Annotated in this window: 18 protein-coding genes; 9 read left to right on the top strand and 9 right to left on the bottom strand. The window is 58.8% G+C overall.

From position 1 onward, the window contains the following. Positions 1–93 precede the first annotated feature (93 nt). Positions 94–735: a carbonic anhydrase gene (locus AGR1_RS00790; RefSeq protein WP_149145923.1), complete on the top strand. Its 642-nt coding sequence runs from the start codon at positions 94–96 to the stop codon at positions 733–735. 33 nt (positions 736–768) lie between these two features. Here AGR1_RS00790 and AGR1_RS00785 read toward each other — a convergent pair whose 3' ends face one another. Further along, on the bottom strand, positions 769–1,584 hold the full coding sequence (locus AGR1_RS00785; protein WP_080789839.1) for a lytic transglycosylase domain-containing protein: 816 nt from the start codon (positions 1,582–1,584) through the stop codon (positions 769–771). Between the two features lie 216 nt (positions 1,585–1,800). Beyond that, positions 1,801–2,835 (bottom strand): aspartate-semialdehyde dehydrogenase, encoded by a 1,035-nt coding sequence (locus AGR1_RS00780; RefSeq protein ID WP_080789838.1) that lies wholly within the window; start codon positions 2,833–2,835, stop codon positions 1,801–1,803. A gap of 498 nt (positions 2,836–3,333) precedes the next feature. Here AGR1_RS00780 and AGR1_RS00770 point away from each other — a divergent pair, with 498 nt between their 5' ends. The 3 genes from AGR1_RS00770 (at position 3,334) to AGR1_RS00760 (ending at position 8,446) form a co-directional block, all read left to right on the top strand. Then, positions 3,334–5,217 (top strand): MFS transporter, encoded by a 1,884-nt coding sequence (locus tag AGR1_RS00770; RefSeq protein ID WP_162927297.1) that lies wholly within the window; start codon positions 3,334–3,336, stop codon positions 5,215–5,217. A 191-nt stretch (positions 5,218–5,408) separates the two neighbouring features. Beyond that, positions 5,409–6,980, top strand: coding sequence for a Re/Si-specific NAD(P)(+) transhydrogenase subunit alpha (locus AGR1_RS00765; RefSeq protein ID WP_149145922.1), 1,572 nt, complete (start codon positions 5,409–5,411; stop codon positions 6,978–6,980). Between the two features lie 20 nt (positions 6,981–7,000). Next, positions 7,001–8,446 carry an NAD(P)(+) transhydrogenase (Re/Si-specific) subunit beta gene (locus AGR1_RS00760; protein WP_149145921.1) on the top strand — a complete coding sequence of 482 codons (1,446 nt, stop codon included), beginning with the start codon at positions 7,001–7,003 and terminating at the stop codon, positions 8,444–8,446. 177 nt (positions 8,447–8,623) lie between these two features. Here AGR1_RS00760 and rutF read toward each other — a convergent pair whose 3' ends face one another. The 7 genes from rutF to AGR1_RS00725 all read right to left on the bottom strand — a co-directional run bounded on the left by rutF (position 8,624) and on the right by AGR1_RS00725 (position 13,844). After that, positions 8,624–9,148: an NADH-dependent FMN reductase RutF gene (gene rutF, locus AGR1_RS00755; protein ID WP_149145920.1), complete on the bottom strand. Its 525-nt coding sequence runs from the start codon at positions 9,146–9,148 to the stop codon at positions 8,624–8,626. Positions 9,149–9,174: 26 nt separating this feature from the next. Continuing rightward, on the bottom strand, positions 9,175–9,765 hold the full coding sequence (locus AGR1_RS00750; RefSeq protein ID WP_149145919.1) for a malonic semialdehyde reductase: 591 nt from the start codon (positions 9,763–9,765) through the stop codon (positions 9,175–9,177). A 29-nt stretch (positions 9,766–9,794) separates the two neighbouring features. Further along, the gene (gene rutD / locus AGR1_RS00745) at positions 9,795–10,574 is read right to left on the bottom strand and encodes a pyrimidine utilization protein D (RefSeq protein ID WP_187772008.1); all 780 of its coding nucleotides are present in this window, start codon (positions 10,572–10,574) and stop codon (positions 9,795–9,797) included. Positions 10,575–10,587: 13 nt separating this feature from the next. Continuing rightward, a complete protein-coding gene (rutC, locus tag AGR1_RS00740) occupies positions 10,588–10,974 on the bottom strand; it encodes a pyrimidine utilization protein C (RefSeq protein ID WP_149145918.1) in 387 nt (128 codons plus the stop codon). Between the two features lie 25 nt (positions 10,975–10,999). Then, complete coding sequence (rutB, locus tag AGR1_RS00735; RefSeq protein ID WP_149145917.1) at positions 11,000–11,740, bottom strand: pyrimidine utilization protein B; 741 nt, start codon at positions 11,738–11,740, stop codon at positions 11,000–11,002. After that, on the bottom strand, positions 11,737–12,828 hold the full coding sequence (gene rutA, locus AGR1_RS00730; protein WP_149145916.1) for a pyrimidine utilization protein A: 1,092 nt from the start codon (positions 12,826–12,828) through the stop codon (positions 11,737–11,739). Before rutA ends, rutB begins: the two co-directional genes overlap by 4 nt. 404 nt (positions 12,829–13,232) lie before the next feature. Continuing rightward, positions 13,233–13,844: a biliverdin-producing heme oxygenase gene (locus tag AGR1_RS00725; protein WP_149145915.1), complete on the bottom strand. Its 612-nt coding sequence runs from the start codon at positions 13,842–13,844 to the stop codon at positions 13,233–13,235. A 306-nt stretch (positions 13,845–14,150) separates the two neighbouring features. Between AGR1_RS00725 and AGR1_RS00720 the strand changes: the two genes are divergently transcribed. From AGR1_RS00720 to AGR1_RS00700, 5 genes are all read left to right on the top strand, one after another. After that, the gene (locus AGR1_RS00720) at positions 14,151–15,035 is read left to right on the top strand and encodes a dihydrodipicolinate synthase family protein (protein WP_149145914.1); all 885 of its coding nucleotides are present in this window, start codon (positions 14,151–14,153) and stop codon (positions 15,033–15,035) included. A 21-nt stretch (positions 15,036–15,056) separates the two neighbouring features. Beyond that, positions 15,057–15,713, top strand: coding sequence for a GntR family transcriptional regulator (locus AGR1_RS00715; RefSeq protein WP_080789828.1), 657 nt, complete (start codon positions 15,057–15,059; stop codon positions 15,711–15,713). A 100-nt stretch (positions 15,714–15,813) separates the two neighbouring features. Then, on the top strand, positions 15,814–17,142 hold the full coding sequence (locus tag AGR1_RS00710) for a sugar ABC transporter substrate-binding protein (protein WP_149145913.1): 1,329 nt from the start codon (positions 15,814–15,816) through the stop codon (positions 17,140–17,142). Then, complete coding sequence (locus AGR1_RS00705; RefSeq protein ID WP_080789826.1) at positions 17,142–18,080, top strand: sugar ABC transporter permease; 939 nt, start codon at positions 17,142–17,144, stop codon at positions 18,078–18,080. The genes AGR1_RS00710 and AGR1_RS00705 overlap by 1 nt, the downstream gene beginning before the upstream one ends. Before the next feature lie 14 nt (positions 18,081–18,094). Beyond that, positions 18,095–18,916: a carbohydrate ABC transporter permease gene (locus AGR1_RS00700; RefSeq protein WP_169538611.1), complete on the top strand. Its 822-nt coding sequence runs from the start codon at positions 18,095–18,097 to the stop codon at positions 18,914–18,916. Positions 18,917–18,934: the final 18 nt, after the last annotated feature.

The raw sequence follows: 18,934 nt of genomic DNA, 5'->3' as shown, positions 1-18,934 counted from the left end.
TTCGAAGAACAGCGAGAATGCTCCAAAGGATTGGTCTTCAACGCACCGAGTTCCTCTCTTGATCTCGGTCCAACCACAACGGTAATGCGATAGATGAAAGATTTTCCGGAAAACCTTCTCAACGGCTACAAGAGCTTCATGAGCGGCCGCTACGCCGACGAGCGCGAAAGATACCGCGTTCTGGCAGATACCGGACAGAAACCGCAGACCCTGTTCATTGCCTGTTGTGACTCCCGCTCCGCGCCGGAAACCATTTTCGACTGCGGACCGGGAGAGCTTTTTGTCGTCCGCAACGTCGCAAACATGGTGCCGCCTTTCGAGCCCGATGGCCAGTACCACGCCACCTCGGCGGCCATCGAATACGCCGTTCAGGTTCTGAAGGTGAAGGATATCGTCGTCATGGGTCACGGCCGCTGCGGCGGCATTCAGGCGGCGCTCGATCCCAATCTCGAGCCGCTGTCTCCCGGCGACTTCATCGGCAAATGGATGAACATGGTCAAATCGGCCGCCTCGCAAATCCAGAGCAACGACGTCATGACCGCTTCCGAGCGGCAGACAGCGCTGGAACGGGTCTCGATCCGTAATTCCATCGCAAACCTGCGCGGGTTCCCCTTCGTCAAGACGCAGGAAACCGCCGGCAAGGTGAAACTGCATGGCGCATGGTTCGATATTTCAACCGGCGAATTGTGGGTGATGGACGGCAAAACGGGCGACTTTCGCCGCCCGGATCTGTGAAAACAGGTTTCTGACTGGAAGAGCGAGACGGCCTTATTGGCCGTCGATCGCCTTGCCGATGAAGGCGATGGCCTGCTGGTAGACGCTTGCGGCGTTCCAGCCCTGGATGGCCGCGTAATTGGCCTGTCCCTGCTGATAGCCGGCGCCGCGCTGCCAGCCATGGCCGACGAGGAAGTTCGCGGTGGAAGCCAGCGCGTCGGCGCGCGAGCCGACGAGATCGATCCGGCCGTCGCGGTCGAAATCCACGCCGTAACGCACGACGTTCAGCGGCAGGAACTGCGTCTGGCCGATTTCACCATGGGCAGCACCCTTGGCATTGACGTTCAGCGAACCGCTGCCGACGAGCTTGAGGGCCGCATAAAGCTGCTCGGTGAAATAATCCGAACGACGGCAATCGAAGGACAGCGTCGCCACGGCGGAAAGTGTGTGCTGGTTGCCCATGAAGCCGCCAAAGCCGGTTTCCATGCCCCAGATGGCGAGCAGCGGACCGGCCGGCACGCCATAGGCGCGCTCGATGGACGCAAAGAGAGAAGCATTGTTCTTCTTCATCGTCTTGCCGCGCGAAATGATCGTCTGACCGCCGCGCTTCTGCATAAACTGTTCGAAGGACAGCTTGAAGCTGTGCTGGCCGCGGTCAGCGCGGATCGTCGCCTGGTTGTAGGAGACGCCGGAGAACGCACGGTCGAGCACCGAGGCGCTGACGCCGCGGCCCGTCGCTTCCTGCTTGAAGGCTCTGACCCAGGCATCGAAGCCCGCTGAAGTGTTGCCGCATTGCGCAGCCATAACCGGCGCCGCTGCCAGAACCGAAACCATGGCCGCACCAGCCAGAATTACCTTCATTGCCCGCATCAAAATCTGCCTTCGATATACTTTGGGAAGTTTTTCCCGAGAACCAAACCGTCAATACTGTATGGATTCAGGTGCCAAAACTGTCTTTTGGCGGCCTAAATTGCCTTTCGGCAGCAAGGCCTGCAAATAAACTGGCCGTGATCGTCGCCAATTATGAAACCCGCCTGCCCCACACAGAACAGACGGGTTATACTTAACGAAAATTAAAAAATCGTATCAGGCAGCCGCCTTGCGGGGCTTGATGAGACCACGATTAACCAGAAGCTCGGCAATCTGGATCGCGTTGAGGGCAGCACCCTTGCGCAGATTGTCCGAAACGACCCAGATATTGAGGCCATTTTCAACGGTCGCATCTTCACGGATACGGGAAATATAGGTCGCATCTTCACCGGCGGATTCGACCGGGGTGATGTAACCGCCGTTTTCGTGCTTGTCGATGACGAGGCAACCCGGCGCTTCGCGCAGGATGTCGCGCGCCTGATCCGCGGTGATCTCGTTTTCGAACTCGATGTTGACCGATTCCGAATGGCCGATGAAAACAGGAACGCGCACGGCCGTGCAGGTTACCTTGATCTTCGGATCGAGCATCTTCTTGGTTTCGGCCAGAACCTTCCACTCTTCCTTGGTGTAGCCGTCTTCCATGAAGACGTCGATATGCGGAATGACGTTGAAGGCGATGCGCTTGGTGAACTTCTTGGCTTCCACAGGATCGGCCACGAACACGGCGCGGGTCTGCTGGAACAGCTCGTCCATGCCTTCCTTGCCAGCGCCGGAAACCGACTGATAGGTGGAGACGACGACGCGCTTGATCTTGGCAAAATCATGCAGCGGCTTCAGCGCGACAACGAGCTGTGCCGTGGAGCAATTGGGGTTGGCGATGATGTTCTTCTTGGTAAAGCCCTCAACCGCATCCGGATTGACTTCCGGAACGATCAACGGAACGTCCTGATCGTAGCGCCACGCAGACGAGTTATCGATGACAACGCAGCCCTGCTGGCCGATCTTCGGCGACCACTTCTTCGACACATCGCCGCCGGCCGACATCAGGCAGATATCCGTGTCGGAAAAGTCGTAGTTTTCGAGGTTGGCAACCTTCAGCGTGCGGTCGCCATAGGAAACTTCCGTGCCCTGCGAGCGGGAGGAAGCGAGCGGCACGACTTCATCGGCGGGGAAACCGCGTTCGGCCAGGATATTGAGCATTTCGCGACCGACGTTGCCGGTGGCGCCTGCAATTGCAACTTTGAAACCCATGATCAAGCTCTCTTTCTGTCTCTCCTCTTTTTGGTGAGGTGGGAACCCGCATCAGATCGCGGTTTCCTCGATCCCCAGCCAAACCGGGGAGAGAGCGGTGGCCAGAGACGTCAGACGGTTTTAATCGTCGTTTTGGCCGTAATTCGGGTAGAATGAGAAAGGCGCGGATCATCGCCGGCGGATTGTGCCGGTCCTGCCATGACGAACATGTCTGCAACATGCATGCGCAAGGTGATGCTCCTTCTTCGCGAGAAGCTATTAGAAGGTTTCTCGGTTGTGTCAAGAAAAAAGGCGCTTGCGCAAACAAGCTGTAACCAGCCCCGCGACATTTTCGGGACGCTTTATATTAGACTAAAGTCATAATCCGAAAGCATCGCTCTTACTGGGGTTAATTTTCTGTCACTCTCATGGTCCGCGTATTGCAGCCGAAAGGTTGAGTCCAGAGGAGAGAGCTGGGCTCCGCAATGCGTCGATTGGGACATCTGTGGAGGACAGACAATGGCAAATGTTGCAGCCGTGAGCGGCGCTGCCCGTCCAATGACGGGCGAAGAGAAGAAGGTGATTTTCGCCTCTTCTCTCGGAACAGTCTTCGAATGGTATGATTTTTATCTATACGGCTCGCTCGCGATCTATATTGGCGCGAACTTCTTCAGCCAATATCCGGAAACGACGCGTAACATCTTTGCGCTGCTCGCCTTTGCCGCCGGCTTCCTCGTGCGCCCCTTCGGCGCGCTGGTGTTCGGCCGTCTCGGCGATATCGTCGGGCGTAAGTATACCTTCCTCATCACCATCCTGATCATGGGTGTGTCCACCTTCCTCGTTGGCGTCCTGCCCGGCGCATCGCAGATCGGCATCGCCGCTCCGATCATTCTGATCGCGCTGCGCATGCTTCAGGGTCTGGCGCTCGGCGGTGAATATGGCGGTGCGGCAACTTACGTCGCCGAACACGCGCCGAACGGCCGCAGGGGCTATTACACCTCGTGGATCCAGACGACGGCGACGCTCGGCCTGTTCCTGTCGCTGGTGGTCATTCTCGGCGTGCAGTTCGCGCTCGGCAAGGAAGCCTTCGCCGCCTGGGGCTGGCGCATTCCCTTCCTCGTTTCCGTTCTGCTGCTTGGTGTCTCGGTCTGGATTCGTCTGAAAATGAATGAATCGCCCGCTTTCAAGAAGATGAAGGAAGAGGGCAAGACCTCCAAGGCGCCGCTGAGCGAAGCCTTCGGCCAATGGAAGAACGCCAAGATCGCGATCATCGCACTTGTCGGCGCCGTCATCGGTCAGGCCGTTGTCTGGTACACTGGCCAGTTCTATGCGCTCTTCTTCCTGCAGAGCATTCTGAAGGTGGACGGCCAGTCGGCCAATATCATGGTTGCCGTCGCACTCGTCCTCGGCACCAGCTTCTTCGTGATCTTCGGCTGGCTTTCCGACAAGGTCGGCCGCAAACCAATCATCATGGCCGGCCTCATCCTCGCCATGCTGACCTACTTCCCGCTGTTCAAGGCGCTCACCTGGGCGGGCAACCCGGCGCTCGCCGAGGCCCAGTCCACCGTACGCGCCACCGTGACTGCGGCTCCCGGCGACTGCAAGTTCCAGTTCAACCCGACGGGCACTGCGAAATTCACCACGTCCTGCGATATCGCCACCTCGTTCCTGACGCGCAATTCCGTGCCCTATGATGTGGTTGCGGGGGCCGCCGGCGAACCGGCAAGCGTGAAGATCGGCAACGCCACCATCGCCAGCTACGATGCGATTGCGGCCGGCGCGGATGCTTCCGCGAAGGACAAGGCCTTCCAGAAGCAAGTCAATATCGCAATGCATGACAGCGGTTATCCGCTGGCACGCGGTGCAGCACAGGTGCCGGATGCGAAACTGGACGCCTTCATCGCCGCAAACCCGGAACTCGGCCTCAATGCCGATGCGGTCCGCGCCACCGACAAGAAGATGGTGGCGACCGACAAGCTGGTGGCTGACAAGCTGCTGACGCCTGCCGAGACCGGCGGTGCGGCGGAAATGGCGGTCTATACCATTGCCGGCGGCGGCGCGTTCTCCATGGTGGCCGACCCGGCTGCCGTGAACTGGGTCGTCATCATCGCGGTTCTCACCGTCCTTGTCATCTACGTGACGATGGTCTACGGCCCGATTGCGGCCCTGCTGGTCGAACTGTTCCCGACCCGCATCCGCTACTCCGGCATGTCGCTGCCATACCACATCGGCAACGGCTGGTTCGGCGGCCTTCTGCCGGCCACCGCCTTTGCGATGAGCGCGGCGAAGGGCGACATCTACTACGGCCTCTGGTATCCGATCATCTTCGCCGGCATCACGCTGGTCGTCGGTCTTCTGTTCCTGCCGGAAACCAAGGATCGCGATATCCACGCCATGGATTGAGTGAAACCGGATAGAATGCAGAAATCACCCGGCGCTTCGGCGCCGGGTTTTTTGTTGCCTCCGTACCGCCATCGCCCAAACTGGGCTTTTCCGACCTGTCAATCCGCCGCAGGTAGAAAACAGCAATAACAAGACAAAAATACTCGAAATGGGCTATGACGGCTTATCAGGACGGGAATGGGAGAGCAGTTTTGAGAATCGGAACACCTAAGGAACTCTATGAGGGCGAAGCGCGTGTCGCCATGACGCCGGACAGCGCGCTGGCTTTGCAAAAACTCGGATATGATTGCGTCATCGAAGCCGGCGCCGGCAAGGCGGCCGGTTTTTCCGACGACGCCTATCGCACCGCAGGCGTGACGGTGGTCGAAAGCGCTGAGGCGCTTTACACCGGCTCAGACATCATCGCCAAGGTTCGCCCGCCGGAAACATCGGAGATTGATCGCCTGTCTTCCGACAAGACGCTGATCTCGTTTTTCTATCCCGCCCAGAACAAGGACCTTCTGGAGCAAGCCAAGGAAAAGGGCGCAAACGTCATCGCCATGGACATGGTGCCGCGTATTTCCCGTGCGCAGAAAATGGACGCCCTGTCTTCCATGGCCAATATCGCCGGCTATCGCGCCGTGATCGAGGCCGGCAATAATTTTGGCCGTTTCTTCACCGGTCAGGTCACCGCCGCCGGCAAGGTGCCGCCCGCCAAGGTGCTGGTGATCGGCGCCGGCGTCGCCGGTCTAGCGGCGATCGGTACGGCCACTTCACTCGGCGCCATCACCTATGCCTTCGACGTTCGCCCTGAGGTGGCCGAACAGATCGAATCCATGGGCGCTGAGTTCGTCTATCTCGATTTCGCCGAACAGCAGGATGGCGCAGCCACCGGTGGTTATGCCGCTCCCTCCTCGCCGGAATTCCGCGAGAAGCAGCTGGAGAAATTCCGCGAGCTCGCACCGCAGATCGATATCGTCATCACCACCGCGCTGATCCCGGGCCGCGACGCCCCGAAACTCTGGCTTGCCGACATGGTGGCGATGATGAAGACGGGTTCGGTCATCATCGACCTCGCCGCCGAGCGCGGCGGCAATTGCGACCTCACGGTTCCCGACCAGCGCGTCGTATCCGAGAATGGCGTCATCGTTATCGGCTACACCGATTTCCCGAGCCGCATGGCCACGCAGGCCTCGACGCTCTATTCCACCAACATCCGTCACATGATGACCGATCTGACGCCCGGAAAGAACGGCAAGCCGGTTCACAACATGGAAGACGACGTCATCCGTGGCGCGACCGTCACCTATCAGGGCGAGATCACCTTCCCGCCGCCACCGCCGAAGATCCAGGCCATTGCCGCGCAGAAGCCGAAGGAAAAAGCAAAAGAGCTGACCCCGGAGGAAAAGCACGCCAAGGAAAAGGCCGAGTTCAAGGCGCAGACCAGGAATCAGGTGGGACTTCTGGTCGCCGGCACGGCCATCCTGTTGCTCGTCGGCCTTTATGCGCCGGCAAGCTTCATGAGCCACTTCATCGTTTTCGTGCTTGCCTGCTTCGTCGGTTTCCAGGTCATCTGGAATGTCAGCCACTCGCTGCACACGCCGCTGATGGCCGTCACCAACGCGATTTCCGGCATCGTCATCATCGGCGCATTGCTGCAGATCGGTTCCGGCAACTGGCTGGTGGTGATCCTTGCCTCGCTTTCCGTCCTGATCGCGACGATCAACATCGTCGGCGGTTTCCTCGTGACACGGCGCATGCTCGCCATGTTCCAGAAGTCGTAAGCCAAGCGAGGATTTAATAAATGACCATTGGTATCGTTTCCGCGGCCTATGTTGCCGCAGCCGTTCTTTTCATCCTCTCGCTCGGCGGCCTCTCCGGACAGGAAAGCGCCAAACGCGCCGTCTGGTACGGCATTGTCGGCATGGGCCTCGCCATTATTGCCACCGTCTTCGGCCCTGAGATCAGCAAGGGTGTCGGGCAGTGGCTCGTCGTGCTGCTGATGCTGGCAGGCGGCTCCGTTCTCGGCTACTTCGTCGCAAGCCGTGTGCAGATGACCGAAATGCCGCAGCTTGTGGCGGCCCTTCACTCCTTCGTCGGTCTCGCCGCCGTCTTCATCGGCTTCAACGCCCATATCGAGGAAGCGCATGTCGCCTCGCTCGATGAGACCGCACGGTCGTTGCTGACGGGCTTTTCCGCCATCCTGGCGCACAAGACGCCGGTGGAACTGGCGATCATGAAGGTTGAGGTTTTCCTCGGCGTCTTCATCGGCGCGGTCACCTTCACCGGCTCCGTCGTCGCCTTCGGCAAGCTTGCCGGCAAGGTGGACGGCAAGGCGAAGAAGCTTCCGGGCGGACATCTGCTGAACGCGAGTGCTGCGATCCTGTCGCTGGTGCTGCTCATCATGTATTGCAACGGCGCCGGCGCATGGACGCTCGTCCTGATGACGCTTGCCGCCTTCTTCATCGGTTATCATCTGATCATGGGCATCGGCGGCGCAGACATGCCGGTCGTCGTTTCGATGCTGAACAGCTATTCCGGCTGGGCGGCAGCGGCCATCGGTTTCACGCTCGGCAACGATCTGCTGATCGTCACCGGCGCGCTGGTCGGCTCCTCGGGCGCGATCCTCTCCTACATCATGTGCAAGGCGATGAACCGCTCCTTCATCTCGGTCATCCTCGGCGGCTTCGGCGGCACGACGGGTCCGGCGATGGAAATCGAAGGCGAGCAGGTCGAGATCGACGCCGAGGGGGTCGCAGCGGCGTTGAATGATGCCGACAGCGTCATCATCGTGCCCGGCTACGGCATGGCAGTGGCGCAGGCACAGAGCGCGGTTTCGGAACTGACCCGCAAGCTGCGCGCCGACGGCAAGACCGTGCGTTTCGCCATCCACCCCGTCGCAGGCCGTCTTCCCGGTCACATGAACGTGCTGCTGGCCGAAGCAAAGGTGCCTTACGACATTGTGCTGGAAATGGACGAGATCAACGACGACTTCCCCAATACCGACGTCGTCATCGTCATCGGCTCCAACGACATCGTCAACCCGGCAGCACAGGACGATCCGAACTCGCCCATCGCGGGCATGCCGGTTCTGGAAGTGTGGAAGTCGAAGCTTGTCATCGTCTCCAAGCGCGGCCAGGGCACTGGTTACTCCGGTATCGAGAACCCGCTGTTCTACAAGGACAATACGCGCATGTTCTACGGTGATGCCAAGAAGTCGATCAACGATCTTCTGCCGCTGATCAAATAAATGAAAAGGGCGTTTCCGGCAGACCGGGAACGCCCATTGATTTTTCAGAACGCTATACCCCCTCGACGTCATCCTCGGGCCTGACCCGAGGATCCATCGCGCGTCAGGTTGTGGATCCTCGGGTCAAGCCCGAGGATGACGGAGGAGAAGCCCCGCCGTCGGCTCGAAGGAGCGCCCTCAAAGCACCCGGTAACGCCGGTTGAAATACATCAGCGCTTCATCGCCCGCATTGATCTTCATATCGACGACCTCGCAGATCAGAATGTCATGCGTGCCGCCGTCATGCGCCTCGCGGATGCGGCAGTCGAAAGAGACGAGTGCGTCTTCCAGAACAGGCGCGCCGGTTTCGAGCACGCCCCAGGTGCCGGCAGCGAAACGCTCTTCCGCCGGCGTCTTGCCGCCGAAAAGCGTGCTTAGCACCTCGTGATGGGCGGCGAGCGTGTTGACGCAGACGACGCCATTGGCCTTCACCACCCTGTAGGCGGAAGAATTGCGGTTGAGGCAGATAAGAAGCGTGGGCGGATTGTCAGAAACGCTGCAAACCGCCGTCGCGGCAAACCCCGCGCGGCCTGCCGCACCGTTGGTGGTAACGATATTGACCGCCGCACCCAGCCGCGCCATGGCGTTTCTATAATCGAGGCTGCGCTGCTGTGCAGTCTTCGTCTCCATTTCCGCTTCCTTTTCAAGAGACATCATCTGCATCTAACCCATCCTTCCTTAACAGGCCATCAAGCCAGCACGCAGGCGTCTTCAAAGGCAAGACGCGGCAGGCGTCCAAACAGCTTCGACGGATCGCCATAACCGAGATTGATCAGGAAGTTGGACTTCCACGTCGTGCCGGCAAAAAACGCCGCATCCACCTTGGCCTTGTCGAAACCCGACATCGCCCCGGTATCCAGCCCCAGCGCACGGGCAGCAAGGATCAGATATCCGGCCTGAAGCGTGGCGTTGCGAAAGGCCGTTTCCTCGGCCACGGCAGGGCTGGAAGTGAACCACGAACGCGCATCGGCGTGCGGGAACAGTTCCGGCAACTTCTCGTAAAACTCGCCGTCGATGGCGGCAATGACAGTCACCGGTGCGGCCATGGTCTTTTCGAGATTGCCCGAAGAGAGTGCCGGCCGAAGCTTTTCCTTGGCTTCCGGACTGCGCACGAAGACGAAACGAGCCGGCGAGCAATTGGCCGAAGTCGGTCCCATCTTCGTCAGATCGTAAAGCGCGTGTAGCTTTTCATCGCTTATCAGCTTGTCCGTCCAGCCATTGTGGGTGCGGGCCTCTGTAAAAAGCGTTGCCAGTGCCGCGTCATCAAGTGCTCTCGTCATCGTGCTCTAAAATCCTGTCAGAATGTTTGTTAAACCGGCAGCAGAAACCGCAAAAGCCGGGCGTTGAAAAGGTCAGGCTCGGTGATGTTGACCGCGTGAGCCCCAAAATCGAGAAGGCATAGTTCGCTCTGCGGCAAACCGTCGGCAAGACGCACCGAGCGCGTATAGGGCACCAGAAGATCGTCCTTCGTTGCCATCACCAGCACCGGATTGCCTATCTCGCCAAGCCGTGTGTCCACATCGAAGGCCCGCAGCGCAGCGATACGCCGGAGCACATTGTCCTTGCCCTGAAAATGCGCCACGCCATGGGCATCGTCGCGTGCCAGTCGTTCCTGATTGTCAGACATCCACGCCGCCGGATAAAGGAACAGCGGCTGCGCTTTGACAAAAGCATCGACGCCCGACTTTTCCAGAAGCTCGATCCGCACGTCGAAGCAGCGCCCGGAATGCGGATCGGCCTTGCTCCACGCGTTGACAAGCACCAGCCGGTCGATAAGGCAGGGCCGCCGCAGCGCGATATCGAGGCCGATCAGACCGCCGAGAGCATGTCCCATGAAGTGAAATTTCTCGAGGTTCAGGGCCGAGACAATCTCCAGCACATCATCGGCCATCGCCGATATGCCGCCATCCAGCGGCACCTCGCCGCCGGTCCTGCCGGTTCCGCGATGATCGTAGGTGACGATGCGGAAATGATCGGAAAGGGCTTCGATCTGCGGCGCCCAATAGGCGCCGGCCCCACCCAGCCCCGAAGATAGCAGGATGATAGGTGCCTCAGGATCGGTCCTGCCATGAACCTCGAAATGCATCATCTGCCGCTTCGCCCTATTTGCCGATATGGGCGACGGTGGCGATTTCCACCAGCGCATCGGGCTTTACCAGACCGCACTGGATGCAATAACGCGCGGGCTTGTCGCCGGGAAAATATTCGGCATAGACCGCGTTGACGGCCTGATAATTCGCCCAGTCGGTAAGGAAGATGTGGTTCATCGTCACGTCTTCCATTGTGCCGCCCGCGGTTTCGATGACCGACTTGATGGTTTCGAGAACATGGCGGGTCTGGGCGCTCGCATCGCCCACATGCACGACATTATTGTCCTTGTCGAAAGGCAGCGTGCCGGAAACGTAAACCACGCCATCGGCAAGGGTTCCCGGCGAAAAGGGAGCGATGGGTTTGCTGGTGCCGGCGGGCACGACGATCTTCTTCGGCATTTCGTTCTCCTCTTGTGGTTGGATATCAAGCGCTGGCGGGTGCGGCCTGCGAAATCACGCCGCAGAAATCATTGACGGTGGCGACCCAGCCGAAAAATTTCTCGACATTGTAGACCGTCGCCTGCTGAATATAGTCCGGCCCCAGATGATGCGTGGCATCCTCCAGCATCACCCCGAAATATTCGAGATGGAAGGCATCGCGCAGCGAGCTTTCGACGCAGACATTGGTGGCGATGCCGACGAACACCAGATTGCGGATGCCACGGGCGCGCAGCACGCTGTCCATATTGGTGTTGAAGAAACCGCTATAACGCGTCTTCGGCACCAGAATATCGCCCGGCTGCGGTTGCAGCTCATCGACAATGGCGTAATCCCAGGTGCCCTTGGCCAGCAGCTGTCCCTGCAATTCCGGCCTCTTGCGCATGGTCTTCAGCGCATTGGACTTGTGCCAGTTGGGCGATCCCGGTCCGCCCGCCTCGACGTAATCCTTGTCCCAGCCATTCTGGAAATAGATGACCTGAACGCCTGCCGCCCGCGCCGCATCCAGCGTCTTCTTGATGTTGGCGATGGTGCCCTTGGCCCCTGCTATGTCGAAACCGGCCAGATCGACATAACCGCCCTCGGTGGAATAGGCATTCTGCATGTCGACCACGACAACGGCGGTCTCGCTGGGTTTCAGGGTAATCGGCTCCGGCCTTGCGGGAAGCGTCACGCTTTCCGAACGGCTTTCCGGCCCCATGTAACCCGCCACGACGGCTTCACTCATTCCGCTGCCTCCAGTGCGGCCTGAACATGCGCCCGGCTCTTCATCAGCGGCTGCACATATTTGCCGAATTTTTCGACACCTTCGAGGAAGTCGTCAAAGGTCAGCATCACGCCGCCGGTTCCTGGCACTTCACTCATTTCATCCAGCATCGCCGCCACCTCCTCATAGGAGCCGATCAGCGTTCCCATGTTGATGTTGACGGCCGAGACAGGGTTGGACATGTGCCGCACATTGGTGTCGGAGCCGGATTTGGTATCGACGGCACTTTGCAGACCAAGCCATTTGATGGCGTCTTCGTCGGCACCAGCCTTGTAGTGTTCCCACTTCGCCCAGGCATCCTCGGATTTTTCCTCGGCAAGAACCATGGTCAGCACGACGGATTTAACCTCACGGCCGCTCTTTTCCGTGGCCGCCAGCAGGCGCTCATTGGTGGGGGCAAAGGCCTTGGGCGTATTGACGCCGACGCCGAAGCAGAAGCTGTAATCGGCAAACTTGGCCGAAAACGCCATGCCGGAATTGGAAGACCCGGCGCAGATGAGCTTCACGTCGCCCTGCGGCACCGGCTTCATGCGGCAATCATCCATCTGGAAGAACTTGCCCTTGAAATCCGACTGGCCTTCGGTCAGCAGCTCTTTCAGAACAGAAGTATATTCGCCGAGATATTCGTAGCGATCACCGAAATAATCATCGCCTGGCCACAGCCCCATCTGGCTATATTCCGGACGCTGCCAGCCGGTAATCAGGTTGATGCCGAAACGGCCACCGGAAATGGAATCGATTGTCGTCGCCATGCGTGCAACGATGGCCGGCGGCATGACCAGCGTCGCGGCCGTGCCGAACAGCTTGATCTTGGAGGTGACGGCGGCGAGGCCCGCCATCAGCGTGAAGGATTCCAGATTGTAGTCCCAGAATTCAGTCTTGCCGCCAAAGCCGCGCAGCTTGATCATCGACAGCGCGAAGTCAAAGCCATATTGTTCCGCCTTCAGCGTAATCGCCTTGTTCAGATCGAAACTCGGCTTGTATTGCGGCGCGTTTTCTGAAAGCAGCCAACCATTGTTCCCGATCGGTATAAAAACACCAACTTCCATCTTGCTGTTCCCTTTTTTGCATCAGGTGTCTCCTGACTTGACAAAAGAGTAGCAGGTTCTGTGCCAGACCAAATAAAATAATTTTATCAAATGGATAAAATTTGGGGCCGCGCCAAGCATTGACCAAAAGACAAAATTTTTATCATTTGGTAAAAATATTTGCCTGTTTATTCGGCAGAAAGGCATGCCGGAGTCGTATGATTGGAAGCTGTAGAAATAGTCGTGAAAGTGCGGAGAGGCGCGCTTCACACTCCTCGTCATCCTCGGGCTTGTCCAGAGGATCTATCCACGTTCAGTAAAATCAATTGGTTGCAGATCCTCGGGACAAGCCCGAGGATGACGGCGGTGGATTGTCGAAGTTGTGATCAATCGCGGATAGCTCCCTTAGGAGCTATGTCAAAACCTCAACTCATCCGCTGCTGCGCATAGGCATGCACGGCCCGGAACGCAGCCTCGGCGCCCGCGACGACCCGCTCTTCCTCTTCAACGGTCAGAGAAATTTCATCAAGCGCTGCCGTGAAAGTACGCCAGTGCAGGCCGCGACCTTCCGGCGCGCCGGCCAGATGGCGTGCGCCGAATTCTTCCGTGAGCCCGAGCTTGGCCGCATCTTTCAGAAGGAAAGCGGCACCGAGATTGGAGCCTTCCACCACGTAAAGCCACCCCATGGCTTCCGGCAGATCGAAAGGCGTCTCGGCGGTGAAGCGCGGCGCTTCAGTTTCGGGAATCGCATGACCGAGATCGGCAAGGTCCTGCTCGATCATCGCCAGACGGCGGCGGCCTTTCAGATCGGGAAGCAGGCCGTCAAGCGTTTCATTGGCGAAGAAGACATCGAGATCGCGGTGGAAAAGATACTGCGTTTCCACGAATTTGCCAAAGTTCTCCCGGCTCTCGAACGGCTTGGCTGCCATGATGAAGGTATCAAGACCACCATGCGCGTCCCGCGTCGCCGCCTTCAGACGCTTGACGCGGCTCTGTTCGATCTGTTCCACAGGCGCTGTCGGCTCCGCAATGGTCATGATGATAGTCCCTTCATCCCTATATTCAAACTGCCTGATAAAAATCTTTCCTTAAACAGTCAAATTTTATTTTCGCATATCTCCTGACCTCGCGCAAAGGCAACGGAAGGAACAGACGCGGCAAAAAGCGACGATTGTGTAAACCACAAAAATCCTTCCGGACACGCCGGGCCCAAAGCAAAGCTCCAGATCTTCATAGCAAATTGCAGCGCCCACCAAATCCGAACAGTCGCCCTGCAATTACCACTTTACAACTAACATGTCAGTATGCCATCAATTCGCAGTCACCTTGGAGGAGCATCTTAATTGTCCCAGAAATTCGGCCTTTCGGCAGCCCTGACAACCCCTTTCAAAACGGACGGAACGGTCGATATCGATGCCATGATCGCCCATGCCCGCCGTTGCCTGTCGAACGGCTGCGACAGCGTGACACTCTTCGGCACCACTGGTGAGGGATGCTCCGTCGGCAGCCGCGAGCGGCAAGTCATTCTCTCTCGCTTTGTCGAAGCAGGCATTGCGCCATCGCGCATCGTCACCGGCGTTCTGGTGGATTCCATCGAGGACGCGGCCGACCAGTCGGCCGAAGCCCTGAAAGCTGGCGCCCGCAATATTCTTCTCGCGCCCCCCTCCTATTTCAAGAATGTCAGCGATGACGGCCTGTTTGCCTGGTTCTCGGCGGTATTCGCCAAGATCGGCAAGGATGCGCGCGACATTCTCGTCTACAACATCCCTTCCGTGACCATGGTGACACTGTCCGTCGAGCTTGTCGGACGGCTGAAAGCGGCGTTTCCCGGCATCGTTACCGGCGTCAAGGATTCCTCCGGCAACTGGAGCCATACCGAGCGCCTGCTGAAAGAGCACGGCGATATCGCCATCCTGATCGGCGATGAGCGTGATCTCGCCAGAGGCGTCCGCCTTGGCGGTCAGGGTGCCATCTCCGGTGTCGCCAATTTCCTGACGCAGGAAGTGCGCGCCATGGCCGTCGACGGCAAGGACGACCCACGCATCGTCGATCTTGTTGTGGAACTTCTGAAATTCCCGGTTACACCAGCCGTCAAGGTGCTGGTATCACACACGACAGGGGAAAATATCTGGTCTGACGTGCGCGCACCGCTCGTCGCCATTTCACCTGAGGATCGGCGGCAGATCGAAGGCGCATTCGACGCGCTGTTTCGCAAACAGGCCGCCTGAACAAAGCTTGAAAGGTTGAGCATGGACGATACCGGCGAACAGACATTGCGGGAACGGGCGTATGAGAGCTTTACGCATCACCTCCTCTCGCGTGATGTTCGTCCGGGACAATTCATCTCGCAGCGCCGCCTCGTGGAATTGACAGGTCTACCGCTCGGCGCAATCCGGGAGGCCATTCCGCGGCTGGAGGCGGAGGGTCTGATCAAGACGGTACCGCAGCGTGGATTGCAGGTCGCCCATATCGACATCAACCTCATCCGCGAAGCATTCCAGTTCCGTATCTTCCTCGAAAAGGAGGCCGTGGCGCTGTTTACCCGTTCTGCCTCAGACACGGCTATTGCCAAACTCTTGAAACAGCACCGCGATATCGCCGAAGCGGCTGAAAATGGCGGGGAATCGCCGGAACTGGAACAGCACGCACAGCAGGTGGACTGGGGCATGCATGACGCCTTTATCGATGCGCTCGGCAATTCGATCATCTCGAATGCCTACCGCGTCAATTCCATCAAGATGCGCCTCATCAATCAGGAGCGCTTTCGCATTGCCGGCCATGTGAAGTCGGTGATGAAGGAACATCTCGCCATTCTCGAAGCCATCGAGAGGCGATCCGTCGAAGACGCCGTGGAACGGCTGACCGCCCATATCCGCAACGCAAGGGACAGGGCGCTGGCGGTTTAAGGCAACTCCGGCGGGACAAAGAGGGTCTGCGCCGGACTTGCAGCAAATAAGCAACAAGCCGGGGTGAGGAGAATTTCCGGCTAACTGGAGGAGAACAGACATGACGCATTCATTGCTCAACCCCACGCGCCGCGCCTTTCTGGCAGGCACGGCCGCGCTTGGCGGCAGCGCGGCACTCGGCATTCGTCCGGCATCGGCGGCGGTGAACTGGAAAAAACACGCCGGCACGACGCTTGAAGTCAACCTCGTCAAAAGCCCGCGCAGCGAAACGCTGATCAAATATCTCGGCGAATTCGAAGAACTGACCGGCATCAAGGTCAATGCCGAGGCAACGCCGGAACAGCAGCAGCGCCAGAAAGTGGTGATCGAGCTTTCCTCCGGCAAGCCCAGCTTCGACGTCGTGCATCTGAGCTACCATGTTCAGAAGCGTCAGTTCGAAAAGGGCAAGTGGCTGGCCGATATCAGCGGCTTCCTGAAGGATCCGTCGCTGACCGATCCGTCGCTTACTGAAAAGGACTTTGCCGAGGCCGGCATGCTGTTTGCCAAGGATAGCGACGGTGTGCTGCGCTCGCTGCCCTTCTCGGTGGATTACTGGATCGTCTACTGGAACAAGGAACTCTTTGAAGCCAAGGGCCTGAAATACCCGGAGACCTTCGAGGAACTGGTGACGGCGGCGGAAAAGATCACCGACCCCGCAACCAACACCTATGGTTTCGTGGCGCGTGGCCTGAAGAACGCCAATACGCCTGTCTGGACCTCGCTGATGCTGGGTTACGGCGCAAAACCAATCGTGGACGGCAAGATCAATACCGAATCCAACGAAGCGGTGGAAGCCGCCAAGCTCTATCAGCGCCTGATGACCAAAGCCGCCCCTCCCGGCGTCTCCGGCTTCAACTGGGCGGAAGCGCAGTCGGCCTTCCTTCAGGGCAAGATCGGCATGTGGTTCGATGGCGTCGGTTTTGCGCCGCCGATCGAGAACCCGGAAAAATCCCGCGTGGTCGGTAAGGTCGGTTACGGCGTCATGCCGAAGGGCCCGGCAGCGCAGGCCGCCGGCACCTTTGGCGATGGTCTCGGCGTCGTCGAAGCCAGCAGCAAGAAGGAAGCCGCTTATCTCTTCTGCCAATGGGCGATTTCGCATGAAATGGGCGCGCGTCTCTTGCAGGCCGGTGCGGGCGTTCCGTTCCGCCAGTCCATTCTCGAAGATCAGAAGGTCCGCGAAGGCGTCAAGATGCCGGCCACCTGGCTGGATGCGGTCGTCAGTTCCGGCAAGGTCTCGCAGCTGGCGCTCCCCGTCATCATTCCGGTGACGGAATTCCGCGACATCTACGGCGTCGGCCTCACCAACATGATCGGCGGCGCGGACCCGGCAGCCGAGCTGAAAAAGGCGACGGAACAGTTCGCGCCCGTTCTGGCGCGTAGCGAGGGATAATGGCCTCCGTGAGCATCGAAAACAGCAAGACAGGCGCGAGCCAAAGAGAAGGGAGCAAGCCGGCAAGGCTTGCTCCCAACTACTGGCCCTTCGTCATACCGGCACTGGTCGTCATTTCGGCTGTCATCGTTTTTCCATGGGTGTTCACACTCTGGATGAGCGTGCACCGCTGGACGCTCGGGCAGGAGCAGAGCTTTATCGGTTTTGATAACTATATCAGGCTCGCCAGCGATCTCAGGTTCTGGGAATCGCTTTGGCATACGCTCATCTATACCGTGCTGTCGGTCGTCGCTCCGCTTATCCTCGGAACATTGGCGGCGCTGGTTTTCGATGCGCAGTTTCCGCTGCGCGGTTTTCTGCGCGGCGTCTTCGTGATGCCGATGATGGCGACCCCGGTCGCCATCGCGCTGGTCTGGACCATGATGTTCCACCCGCAACTCGGCGTCTTGAACTATCTCCTGTCCTTCATAGGCATCGGTCCACTGGAATGGATCTACAACCAGTCCACCGTCATCCCGTCGCTGGTGCTGGTGGAAACCTGGCAATGGACGCCACTCGTCATGCTGATCGTGCTCGGCGGCCTCGCCGCCGTGCCGCGCGAGCCCTATGAAAGTGCTGAAATCGACGGCGCCAATGCCTGGCAGAAGTTCCGTTACCTGACCATGCCGATGATTGCGCCGTTCCTGATGATCGCCGTCATCATCCGCTCCATCGATGCCGTCAAAAGCTTCGACATCATCTATGCGATGACGCAGGGCGGACCCGGCACCGCATCGGAAACCATCAACATCTACCTCTACAATACGGCGTTCGCCTATTACGACATCGGCTACGGCTCGGCCATGGCCGTCGTCTTCTTCATCATCATCGTGGCGCTTTCCTTCGTGCTTCTGATGGTGCGCCAGCGCTCGCAATGGAACGAGATGGAGGATCGCTGATGTCCGCAAAAATCCTGAAACGCAGAAATCTCGACCGGCTCGGCCTGTTCTTCGTGGCGCTGGTGATGATCTCGCCGGTCATCCTGTTCTTCATCTGGATGATCTCGCTGTCGCTGAAATATGAAATCGACAACGGCGCCTATCCGCCGATCCTCATTCCCGAACGCTTTGCCTGGTCGAACTATGTGAAGGTGTTCGAGGAGAATAATTTCTTTCTCTATTTCTGGAATTCGGTCCTCGTCACCGGTGCGGCCACCATTCTGGCGCTCGTCATCGGCGTGCCCGCCGGTTACGGCATTGCGCGGCTGAAGGCGGAAAAATCCGCCGTCGTCATCATGATCGCCCGCATGACGCCCGGCCTTTCTTTCCTCATTCCGCTGTTCCTGCTGTTCCAATGGCTGAACCTGCTCGGCACGCTCTGGCCGCAGATCATCATCCATCTGGTGGTGACGGTGCCGATCGTCGTCTGGATCATGATCGGTTATTTCGAGACCACGCCGAAGGAGCTGGAAGAGGCCGCAAGCATAGACGGCGCATCCTCCTGGCAGGTGTTCCGGCTGGTGGCGCTGCCGATTGCCAAGCCCGGCATCGTCGTTTCCTTTATCCTCGCAGTCATCTTCTCGTGGAACAACTTCGTCTTCGGCATCGTGCTGGCCAGCCGTGAAACGCGCACCCTGCCGGTCGCGGTCTACAACATGCTGTCCTTCGAACAGGTCAGCTGGGGACCGCTGGCCGCAGCCGCGCTCATCGTCACGCTGCCGGTGCTGCTGCTCACCATGTTCGCACAGAAACAGATCGTGGCAGGACTTACCGCCGGCGCCGTCAAGGGCGGCTGAACCATCAAACAAAGAAAT

Origin of the sequence: Agrobacterium sp. B1(2019) (assembly GCF_008274755.1) — a bacterium.
GTDB classification, from domain to species: Bacteria; Pseudomonadota; Alphaproteobacteria; order Rhizobiales; family Rhizobiaceae; genus Agrobacterium; species Agrobacterium salinitolerans.
The sequence above is the reverse complement of the archived record's forward strand: the minus strand, read 5'-3'. Positions and strand labels throughout refer to the sequence as shown.

Coding starts and splice junctions, on each gene's coding strand:
- rutB (WP_149145917.1), bottom strand. CDS start 11,740: ATGAGTGAAGCCGTCGTGGCGGGTTACATGGGGCCGGAAAGCCGTTCG.
- AGR1_RS00785 (WP_080789839.1), bottom strand. CDS start 1,584: ATGCGGGCAATGAAGGTAATTCTGGCTGGTGCGGCCATGGTTTCGGTT.
- rutC (WP_149145918.1), bottom strand. CDS start 10,974: ATGCCGAAGAAGATCGTCGTGCCCGCCGGCACCAGCAAACCCATCGCT.
- AGR1_RS00705 (WP_080789826.1), top strand. CDS start 17,142: ATGGCCTCCGTGAGCATCGAAAACAGCAAGACAGGCGCGAGCCAAAGA.
- rutF (WP_149145920.1), bottom strand. CDS start 9,148: ATGCAGATGATGTCTCTTGAAAAGGAAGCGGAAATGGAGACGAAGACT.
- rutA (WP_149145916.1), bottom strand. CDS start 12,828: ATGGAAGTTGGTGTTTTTATACCGATCGGGAACAATGGTTGGCTGCTT.
- AGR1_RS00760 (WP_149145921.1), top strand. CDS start 7,001: ATGACCATTGGTATCGTTTCCGCGGCCTATGTTGCCGCAGCCGTTCTT.
- rutD (WP_187772008.1), bottom strand. CDS start 10,574: ATGATGCATTTCGAGGTTCATGGCAGGACCGATCCTGAGGCACCTATC.
- AGR1_RS00710 (WP_149145913.1), top strand. CDS start 15,814: ATGACGCATTCATTGCTCAACCCCACGCGCCGCGCCTTTCTGGCAGGC.
- AGR1_RS00715 (WP_080789828.1), top strand. CDS start 15,057: ATGGACGATACCGGCGAACAGACATTGCGGGAACGGGCGTATGAGAGC.
- AGR1_RS00770 (WP_162927297.1), top strand. CDS start 3,334: ATGGCAAATGTTGCAGCCGTGAGCGGCGCTGCCCGTCCAATGACGGGC.
- AGR1_RS00790 (WP_149145923.1), top strand. CDS start 94: ATGAAAGATTTTCCGGAAAACCTTCTCAACGGCTACAAGAGCTTCATG.
- AGR1_RS00725 (WP_149145915.1), bottom strand. CDS start 13,844: ATGACCATTGCGGAGCCGACAGCGCCTGTGGAACAGATCGAACAGAGC.
- AGR1_RS00780 (WP_080789838.1), bottom strand. CDS start 2,835: ATGGGTTTCAAAGTTGCAATTGCAGGCGCCACCGGCAACGTCGGTCGC.
- AGR1_RS00750 (WP_149145919.1), bottom strand. CDS start 9,765: ATGACGAGAGCACTTGATGACGCGGCACTGGCAACGCTTTTTACAGAG.